The 11,382-nt window shown below is 40.8% G+C and carries 1 protein-coding gene and 1 pseudogene; both read right to left on the bottom strand.

Annotated features, from left to right (window positions below; translation table 11 throughout):
• Nucleotides 1-1,388, bottom strand: a pseudogene (locus tag I6U49_RS14825) (SprB repeat-containing protein); the annotation flags it as partial.
• Between the two features lie 150 nt (nt 1,389-1,538).
• Nucleotides 1,539-11,267 (bottom strand): T9SS type A sorting domain-containing protein, encoded by a 9,729-nt coding sequence (locus I6U49_RS14820; protein ID WP_198629417.1) that lies wholly within the window; start codon nt 11,265-11,267, stop codon nt 1,539-1,541.
• Nucleotides 11,268-11,382: the final 115 nt, after the last annotated feature.

Raw genomic sequence — 11,382 nt, 5'->3', positions numbered from 1 at the left:
GTTGGGTCTGTCGTATCGTTAACAGTAATTTCCTGTGTTACATTGATGGAGTTCCCGGCATCATCTGTTACGCTATAGGTTCTAGTGATGATTTCGGGGTTGCTATTTCCATCACTGGCATCAGATACAAAAGCGACAGTTGGATTGGCAGTACAATTATCTGCTTCATCGGTGACCACTGTAGAATCTGCTGCGGGTACATCTGCAGTGCACTGCACATTTAGCGGAGCGGGATTACTGGCTGTTGGGTCTGTGGTGTCATCAACAGTAATTTCCTGTGTTACATTGATGGAGTTCCCGGCATCATCGGTTACACTATAGGTTCTAGTGATGATTTCAGGATTGCTATTGCCATCGCTAACATCAGAAACAAAAGCGACAGTTGGATTGGCAGTACAATTATCTGTTTCATCGGTGACCACTGTGATATCTTCTGTTGGTACATCTGCAATACATTGGACATTTAACGGAGCGGGATTACTGGCTGTTGGGTCTGTCGTATCGTTAACAGTAATTTCCTGTGTTACATTGATAGAGTTCCCGGCATCATCTGTTACGCTATAGGTTCTAGTGATGATTTCAGGATTGCTATTTCCATCACTGGCATCAGATACAAAAGCGACAGTTGGATTGGCAGTACAATTATCTGTTTCATCGGTAACCACTGTAGTATCTGCTGAGGGTACATCTGCAGCGCACTGTACATTTAGCGGAGCGGGATTACTGGCTGTTGGGTCTGTCGTATCGTTAACAGTAATTTCCTGTGTTACATTGATGGAGTTCCCGGCATCATCTGTTACGCTATAGGTTCTAATGATGATTTCGGGATTGCTATTGCCATCGCTAACAGCAGAAACAAAAGCGACAGTTGGATTGGCAGTACAATCATCTGTTTCATCGGTAACTACTGCGATATCGACAGTAGGGATATCGGCTGTACACTGAACGTTTACCGGAGCAGGATTGCTTGCTGTGGGGTTTTTATTATCATTAAAAGTTAGCGTAAAAACTTCAGTAATTTCAAGATTATTATTATCACTTAAGGTAAGTGTGTAATCGCCTGGTGCAAGGTTGCTAATTTGATTTGTTGAACCAGTAAAGCCATTTGGTCCAGTCCAGGAATAATTGTAGGGAGAAGCACCACCGGAAGCATTCGCCTCCAAATCACCATCGTTTGTGTCGTTACAGCTTGCTGGAGTTTCTGTTATGGTAACGCTTAATTCTTCATTTAACAAAAAACCAATAAAATAGGAGTAGGTGCGGTCATTGTTATGGGTATAGGGTTTTTCCGGCCCAAAACTAAAATTCGCCAAAGCAGTATTTTCGGAAAGTAGGAACAATCCGAAAATTAAAACTGCTAAAAAAAACCGGGGAGTAATTTTACCCATAGGCAACTAATTGTTACAAGAGGTAAAATTACACATAAAAAATCTACTTTAACAAGAATTTAAGCAAAAAAATATTATTTAAGAGTCTAAAAACCAGTTAAAAGGAGGTTTTTTTTAACCTGATAAATGTCAATGTAAGAAATTACTTTCTTATTCCATGATAAACTTCTTATTCCTATTTCCATTTTCGGTAACCAGCTTTACAATGTAGATACTTGAATGCATAGGTTTGATAGTAATTGTGTGCTGCTTTTCATTAGGTATATTCTTAAAACCTTGAATAAGTTTTCCACGTAGGTCGAATAAAAGTACCTCAGAAATATCAATAAGATCGGGATTGTAAATTTTGAGTTCCCTTGTATTATGGTTGTAACCAAAATCAAGGTTAGTTGTAATAGAAGGATTACTTGGGTTTTCCGAATCTTCTTTGCCTTTAAAAATTATTTCGAGCCTATCCTTAAATATTCCAGGTGTTGAACTTGCCAGGTAAGCGCCTGTTCTAAGATCGTGAATGCTGTCGCTTAGCTTATCTTTTAGGAATACCGATTGTGAGTCGGGATAATTTTCCAATTCACCAATTTCAATACTAAACTCACCTTCTTTTTTTATTTTAAGGCCTAATGGTAATACCTGGTCAATATTGAAGTTAGGTACTGCCTGAATAACAAATTCATTGTCTTGAATAAGCCAGTACATATCTTCTGGAATATCATCTATTAAGAGCGCATCGTAACCCAGGTCAAAACCATTGGTGGTATTTGCATCGGCGGTAACCAAAACCTGTCTTTGATAGCCAAGAGGCGAAAGGAAGTTTAGTCTAATTTTGTACCTCGTATCTTTTTTGGTTAGTTTATTTTTCTCTTTAGTAGGATAAATAGGTTTAAGAAATTGCGAATCTTTCGGATCTATTTCGGTAACAAAAGCTCTTTGTCCATTATTATAGTTAATAGTACCTCCACTTATAGTTATACCATTGGCAATTGCTGGATCTAATACCGTATTGATAAAGAATCCCTGGCTAACCGGAACAAATTGCCCGGGTTTCTTATTTCCTACCGAACCATCGTTATTAATACGTTCATCTACTGAAGAAGCCGATTGTACCGCTCCTGAAAGATTAATGGTAGCATAACCCCCAATATATTCTCTTAAAATATGGGTGTTTTCGTCACCAAAGTGGTCCCAGAAATAGAGGGCGCCATTGAAAATATTTTTAGTATTGGTGGCATTTGGCACTACATTCTTATCTAAATTATCTAAAATAAATTGTTTTGCATCCAGAGCCGACGGGTATGGATTTCCAATTAAGCGATTTTGATTCGCTCCAATACTTACACCGCCTACAGGCCCATTATTAGGAAGTCCCCTAAAGATATAATTTTGGGGTGTTGAAAGCGATACTGCCCCTGAAGTGCCTTTCATGGTAAATCCATCTCCTGCATTAAGCTGGCCATTTTCGCCTATCCAATGCCATTCGGCATAAACATTGGCGGTGCCAAAGAATTTAAAAAGCCAATAGGTACTAATACGTTTTGGACCGGCAGTATAATTATAGTTGTCGGCATAAGTATGATCGTAAGCAAAGGATATATCCTGCGCATTATTAGAGTCGGTGCCATCTTTTAGCATAGCTTTAATGGAGCCGCCGCTATTAGAAGCTCCTGCACTAACAGGAAAACTCCAGTAGTTGTAGTTATAGCTGTTGGCGGTACCCTGTTGATCGCGTTCCAGGTAACCAGAACTACCTGCATCTACAATACTACCCATATCCTGAATTAATTGGGATTCTCCGGTAAGATCTATAATACCGTCTAATTTTAAATAATGACTAACTCTTATATATTGTCCCGAATTGGTTTCATCATGTGCGCCTGAGGGATTAAAAATGTCTAAGGTTCCCACTTCTGATTTTAAACCTAATACAGTAATGTCTTTATTTCCCGAATCAATATCATGTGAGGTTCTAACAATATTCCAGTTAATTGAATTTCCATTTATACCGGTACTGTTTGGTGCATCCCAAACATCAAAATGAGTCCAGGTGTTATCTGTGCCCCAGGTTTGGCCATCAACCCTTGAAGTATAGGGTAGAGGAGCGGTGTTTTCCTGTAAAGTCTCCATATCAACCAGCCTGCCGGGCACGGAATTATTAGCAAGATCAACCGTAGTTCCATCGGTTAATAAAACTGGATCGGCGAGAAGCTGATAATAGCCTGCAAGATTGGTGTAGCTTAATCCGCCGGGAACATTCATAGGAATTTCCACGCCCATTTGTGTGCCATTATTGTAGAGGCGTTGGTTCATCATAAACCTTATTTGATTTATACTTAGGTTAGTGCTCCAAATACGTACTTCTTCAATCCAACCTTCAAAGTGATTTTCGGCAGCTCCATTATTCCACCTTGCTCCAATCAATGTTCTTGCACCACTACTACCAGGGTTAAAATTACCGATGTCAATTCCATCTATATAAAGCCTGTTATTCGCTACAGCAATATGGTACCATCGCGTATTGGGCATAATCCCTGCCGGTAGATCTTCCATATTAATTTCAAAATTGGGCCCGCTTAAAATAGTACCCTGTAAACTTTGAGGGCGAATCCAGGCTTCCAGGCTGTAATTTCCGGTATAGGTTTCCCCTAAATCCACATAATCATCAAGTCCGTCAAAATCCAGGGCTATGCAAGGTTCAAAGCCAACTTCCAGGGGTTCATAAATGGGTAAACAATTTTGGTTTTCAATTAAGTTTCCATTTTCATCGGTTTCGGTGGGTTCTAAAATCCAGCTGAAGGTGTAATTTTCAGTACTTTGGGAATTTGAGGTGAAAATTGCATTAGGGTTGTTTACAGGGTTGCTCGTGTTATTCGGATCAACATTATAAAATTCGAAATTTTCATCCGGCCCTTCCACCTTCCATTTACCAATATAACCGTCTTTAGTGGGATAAGATGTAATGATACCCTGGGTAACACTGCTAACTGCAGCAGTTAACTGTGTCGAATATGACCCGCAATTGCCGGTTTCGACAGTAACGCTGGTTGTGTATTGGTCGAACACAAAAACCTTAATTTCTTCATCGTTTCTGGCTGTTGGGCACGAACCCCCTGTATACTCTAATGTAGTAGTTATTACAGAAACATTCCATCCAATTTCGGTAGGGGTCCATTGTTCTGAAAAATTTGTTCCAATCACTACCGGAGTTTCAGGATTGGTAGTGTCTTCCCATATAACACCTACATCCTGTGGGCCATCCGGCAATATGATATTGTCTACCGCCCAAACATCTCCATCTCTAGCCCCTGTAAACCTAAACATAATTCTTAGGTTATTTTGACCAATATAATTACCTAAATCAATTTCTATTTTGTTTTCAGGTCGGCTAATAGGAGTACCAGAAGCAAAATCGGTATAATTTCCGCTTGAAGGATCGTTGTTGTTGCTGTATAACTGTGTATAACTGCCTGCAGCTCCACCATTGGTAGAAATCAATACTTCAATGGAAGCCCCGGGGGTAAGATTATAAGCCTGGTCAAAAGTTAGAATACCGGAATCCATCCCATCTAAAGCAAAAACATTGGTTTCCAATGTAGAACTATTATTCCCGGACACAATAGCAAAACCTTTATTTTGGTCTGTTAGTCCGTGATCAAATAATTGTAAGGAGGTATTGTAAGGAGAAGTTAGGTTGGCGGTAATAAATTCCCGGGGTGTAACTCTTTTCCATACATTTGGCCTTACATTACTGGCACTGGTTTCAAAATTTTCTTCTATTCCATTGGTGTTTATAACCCTCCAACCATGCTGATCTATAGATGCATTATCGAAATTGCCGCTATCATTTACACCATCTCCAGATTGATAGCCGGAATCTGCAGTTAAGGTGACTTCGTCTCCTAAGCAGATAAGGTTTTCGCTAACACTTACCGGAGCCGGTTCTATATTTGATGAAATAACACTTAAAATAGCAGTTTGGCTGTTTACCGGGTCGTTGCAAGCGCCATTTATAATTTCTGCCTGAAAAATTAAGGTTTCGTTGCTCAATAAACTTCCTATAATAGCAGCAGGTAGGCTTGTGCCGGTCTCCCCGGCTATGGTTTTAAAAGATCCCTGTGCGGTTCTGTATTTCCAGGCTACAACTTCGCCTGTATGGCCTGAAAGAATAAGGTCTTCTACAAAGTCTGGATTTTGACAGGTTGTATATAATCGGTCATACCCCCTAAAATTCAATTCACCTCCAACAGGATATTCATCTACCTGAATATTAACGCTTTCTGAAATGTCTTCGTCACAAACACCATTCTTCACCACCGCTCTAAATGATGTGCTGAGACTAAGATTTTCATAAGTATAACTTGTTGATATTTCAGAAGCTTCCTGGTCTATTGTTTGCCAGGTAACTTCGTTATCTTCAGAATACTCCCAACGAACAACCTCTCCTGTTATTCCGGTAACCGAAATTTCGCCTGAATTATTGCCTGTACATACGCTCGTGGCTCCCGAAATTGTACCGGCATTGGAGGGCTGGTCTACATTGATAGTAATTTCAGCTTCGGTAGCGCAATTTCCGGTTCCTGTGCCTATTACCTTATAGTTAGTTGAAATTTCCGGATTTATGGTAATAGAAGCAGTATTACCAATCTCTTCATTAGCTTCATTGAACCAAATATATGTATTAGCTCCAGTTGCTGATAAGTTTACAGGCTCGCTTGCACAGACTATAGTGTCTGAAGTGCTTATGCTAACTTCTGGTAACTCGTGAATAATAACCGTAATTTCTACTTTATCACTCTCACAGGCATCAAGGCTTTGTGAAACGTAGTAAAGATAAGTTTCAGGGGTTGTAGTCGCAGGAGTGGGCGCTGCTGCCAACGCATTATTATCTTTATCATACCAATTTAAAATTGCTCCATTGGTAGAACTGGCTTCTAAGGCATTTGCTGTTTCGCCTTCACAATATTCCAAAAGTGCCGTAGTTTCAGGAGTTAAAGGTTTCTCTTTAATGTTTACACTAACTGCTACCCGTTCACTTTCACATACATCGGGGGTTTGGGTTACCCAGTAAATAGTTTCTCCCGGCGTATTGGTATTAGGTACTGGAGGGGCGGCAAAAGCATCATTCCCACTTTCTGATGCATACCAGGTAAGCTTGCTGCCATTAACTACCGTTAGTGCGGGTGCGTCTTCAAATTGACAATATTCAAAATCCTGAACTGTTGGTGGTTCAGGGATCTCATTCAGGCGTAATTGAAATGGATTAGAAACTGCGGTAGCACAGGTGAATTCTGAAGGACCCTGAATTTCTACAAAATAATCGCCATTGTATGCGGTAGTAACATTGATAATTTCCAGTATGCCGGTGTAGGTGCCGTTTTGTTCTGAGATTGTAATACTAATATTGGGATCCGATTCATTTACCGGTGTATTTCCTTTATACCAGGTGAATGTTAATGGAGCGCCATTGGCACTGGCGATAAATTGCATATTAGCTTCTGAAAAACCATCACCACAAATTGGAACTTCAGAAACAGGTTCCTGAATAAAAATGTCTTCATCTACATTTATGCTAACTGTGTTAGAAGTTACAGTTGAACAGGATGTAGCTCCTGTTACTACCACGTAATATTCTCCTGCATGAACAGAGGTGGTATTGCTAAAGCTTAAGGTGGCTGATGTTGCTCCACTTACTGGCGTACCGTCCTGGTACCATTGATATTGCAGGTTGTCTCCGGTAGCAGTTACGCTAAGTTCACTTGGTTGGGTGCTACACACGCCAACGTTAAAAGGTTGAGATGTGATTTCGGGTTTTTTAGCTATTACAATATCAAGGCTTTCCTGTACTTGTTCGCAGGAATTTGCAGCCGCAATTGTATAGGTTACGGTATGAGGTCCGGGTGTGCTGGCTGCAGGATTTATCGTTCCATTACTATCTATAGCCAGGCCAGTGGTACCGGAAAAAGTTCCATTTTGATATTCACCTGGTGTTTCTGTAAAAACTACCGCTTGATCCTGAGTTTCAGAATTACAAAGCGCAGCATTGTCGTAATTAAAGTTGGCATAAGGTACTTCTGTGATATTTACAGTAGTATTGAAATTTACTGCTTCGCAACCGGCTTTTGCGGCAATAAGGTATTCAACAATATATTCTCCGGGCTGGCTTTGGCTGGGATCAATGGCTCCGGTTTGGGAATTTATGGAGAGCCCGGTAGAATTTGCAGAGAAAGTCCCACCTTGATAATTTCCAAGCATATTATTGAAAATCACTTCTTTTATCTCGGTTTCCGATGCGCAAAAGGGACCATTGTAGCTTATTTCGGTGTAGGGTAATGCTGTAATTGTGAGCGTGGTTTCAGTAGAAACAGGTAAGCAGCCATCCACAGCATTGGTCTCATAGCTAATGGTGTAGGTGCCGGGAGTACTGTTTTGTGGATTAACGGCTCCCGAAGTGGGATTAATGTCCAAACCTGCCTGAGAAGTATAGGTTCCTCCTAAACTATTACTGTTTCCGGTTAATACAACTTCAATAGGAGTTGTTTGTGAATTACAAAATTCGGTTGCCGCATAAGTAATTGTAGGGTTAGGTACTTCTGTTATGGTTATTTCAGTAGAGTATTCGTAGGTATTACAACCGCCACCGGCCGGTGTGGTATAGGTAATTGTATAAGTGCCCGGATCGCTGTTAGATGGGGTAATCGTTCCGGTTCCTGCATCTATTTGCAGTCCTGTTCCTGCTGAAAAAGTTCCATTTTCATAATTTCCAGTGCCGCTTAAAGTTACCGGTTTATTTGCTGTATCAGAAGTGCAAAAAGCGTTGTTTTCGTAGCTTAAACTTGCTGTTGGTACTGCTGTTATGCTTATACTAGTAGATAACTCAAGGCTTTCACAACCAAGTGAAGCCGGAATTGTATAAGTAACCACATAATCGCCGGGATTGCTACTGCCGGGATCTATCGCTCCGGTAGTTGCATTAATACTTAAGCCGGATGGTGAGGCCGAAAAGCTTCCGTTCGCTGTTGCTCCAATCCCATTTTCTAGCCTTACCTGTTTAATTTCAGTATCGTCTTCACAAAATGAAGTTTGAGGGTAAACCAGTTCGGCATAGGGAACCGGGTTAACAACTATTTCGTGTGTTCCTGAAAGTGATTTTTCACATAAAGGTTCTTCCAGGTATTGCGCGCTTATTAATTGAAACGTAGTAGAAGAAGTTAAATTGTTCATAATTATACTGGCTTCTCCGCTTGCGTCGAGATCTATAGTTTTTGAAGTTCCGTTTTCGGTATAAGTAATTCGGGTGCCGGGTGTTCCTGTTAGGCTAATTTGTGTACTGGTGTTTTCGCAAATATCCTGACCTGTGGTAGTAAAAGAAGCCTGGGGGTCTTCCCTAAAAAATATAGTCATTTCGTCTTCACCTGCATTACATGCACCACCCGGCTTCTCGGTAGTTACACTAATGCTAACCTGCCCGTTGCTTATATCGGCAGCAGTAGGAGTGTACTCAATTATAAAGTTATTTACTTTTCCCGTTGGCGGGGTAATTAGCGCCCCTGAAGAAGTCTCAATCCTATCTATTTTTAACTTAGCGTTTTTAGAACCGAAGGCTACATAGGCATCAATAGTGACTGTGTTATTTAGACTGCATAAGACCATATCTTCGCCAAGATCGGTAATTACATATTCGTCGATGGCTATTCCTGTAATTGTTTCACTCGCGCTTGCTCCGCAAATATTTAAAGCTTGTACCGAAACGCTTTCGTTTGCACTATAATTTGCATTCGCGGTAATATTTACAGTAATATTTGTAGTTCCCGTTCCGTTTATAATTTCCCAACCATTGGGTAAGGTCCAAAGATATTCACTGGCATTGCTCACCGAAGGAATAGAGAATTCTACATTGTTTAATGGTGGGCATATTGCTGTACTTGGTAAAGAAGATGTTATAGCTAAAGGTTTTGCAGGTGCAGCAGTTACAGATTGTACATAGTTTGAAATAATTGAACTTTCGCCACATTTATTAGTGGCAAAAACTTCTATGTTTCCTGAAGTTTCCGAAGCATTTACTTGAATAGTATTGGTGTTTGCTCCCGAAGTAACACTCCAACCTGAGGGTAATGACCATTCATAAGAGGTAGCGTGATTTATTATAGGAATGCTGTATTCTAATTGTGTGCTACTGGAACAAACCACTTCGGGGCCGTTTATTACTGCAGATCCTATTTCGGGAGCCGGTTCATCTATATTAAGGTTTAGTGTGCTTGCAGAGCCTTGTCCGCAGGAGTTTTCCGGTATTACGCTAACATTACCGTTTTGTCCATAATTACCGGCATTTACGGTTATACTATTGCCTGTTTGGTCTCCAATAAAACTCCATCCCGAGGGAATACTCCAGGTGTATGCTTCTGCTTCAGGAAGTTGTGTGACAGATAGTTCTATTTGATCTCCCGGACAAATTACATTGTTGGAATTTGAATAAGTAATGTTAATGGGGCCTACGCTGGTTGGAGCAGCATTTTTTACTTCTACCGCAAGATTTTGTGTGCCGCTTGTGCCACAGGAGTTTCTGGCGGCTACTGTAATATTTCCATTCCCGGTAGTTCCTGTTGTAATGCTAATTTGTGGTGAAGTAGTTATTTGTTCAGAAATATTCCAGCCGGTCGGAAAGTTCCATACATATTCGGTTACATCATTAATAGCGGTAATACTGTAAGTTTCTGAGGTATTGGGACAAACTGAAGTGTTGCCTCTAATAATTCCCGGGTGGCCAGGGGTGTCGGGTTTAACCAATACTGCCAGATTTTGTATACTACTGGTGCCACATGAGTTCCTGGCAGCTACCGTAATATTGCCAGTTCCCGAATTTCCTGTGGTAATGCTTGTTTCTGGCGTTGTAGTTATCTGCTCCGGAATATTCCAGCCGGTCGGAAAGTTCCATACATATTCGGTTGCATCATTAACAGCTGCAATACTGTATGTTTTCGATGTATTGGGGCATACGGTGCTATTGCCGCTAATAGCAGCAGGTTGCCCGGGGGTACCCGGTTCAACGTTAACCGTAATACTTTGTTCGGTATTGCCGCATTCTCCTATTGCAATTACTTTTATGGTTCCGGTGTTCGTTCCTGTGGTAAGAGTAATAGAGGTACTTGAACTGGAACCGCTCCAGCCACCGGGTAATTCCCATTGATAGGAAATAGCATTATTTACAGGATTAATACTATAAGTTTCAGAAACACCGGGGCAAACAAGGTTTTCTCCGGTTATCGTGCCGGGCGTATCTGGTGAGGACGGTTTTTCGGAAATAGTAATTTGATTACTGAAAAAATCTGCCGTACATGGATTACTGGAAGTGACAAATAACTGAACCTGATCTCCCGCGCTCAATACTGCGCTAAAACTTGCGCTATTGCCCGCACTGGAATTATTTACCCGCCAATCGTAAACAGGATTGGTTCCGGCTTCGGTAATACTCACGATGCTAAAATTTATAGCTTCACCAGGGCAAACGGGATTTGCATCCGCCTTAATAGTTACACTGCCTTCCCTGGTACTATTCACTGTCATTTCAATAGGCTGCGTTATGATTTCGCAATTTGCATCATCGGTGGAGGTAACTATAAGTCTCACCTCGTCGTTATCTTGAAGCGTAGAGGTGCTAAAGCTTGCCTGGCCAGTCCCAACATTAGTTTGGTTAATTTGCCACTGATATATTAATCCGGTACCTCCGGTTACAGAGGAGTTAAAAGTAACCTGGGTGTTTTCGCAAATAGTTCTACCTTCGGCTACACTTATACTAACCGAACCAGGGCATGCCTGCGAAAATCCATTTTCCGAAAAGAAAAAAATAGAAAATATTAGCAATAAATAAGAAAGTAGTTTTCCTCCCATAATAGTAATGTTTTAGAGCAATAGTAATTACGTAGGGGTAATTTAAAAAGGTGATAAATGGGGTAACTATCTGGTGCAAAGACAATTATTTGTTTAAAATACAATATTTGCTGCA

The organism is Salegentibacter maritimus (assembly GCF_016236915.1).
Taxonomy (GTDB): domain Bacteria; phylum Bacteroidota; class Bacteroidia; order Flavobacteriales; family Flavobacteriaceae; genus Salegentibacter; species Salegentibacter maritimus.
This window is presented reverse-complemented; position numbering and strand designations above follow the sequence as displayed.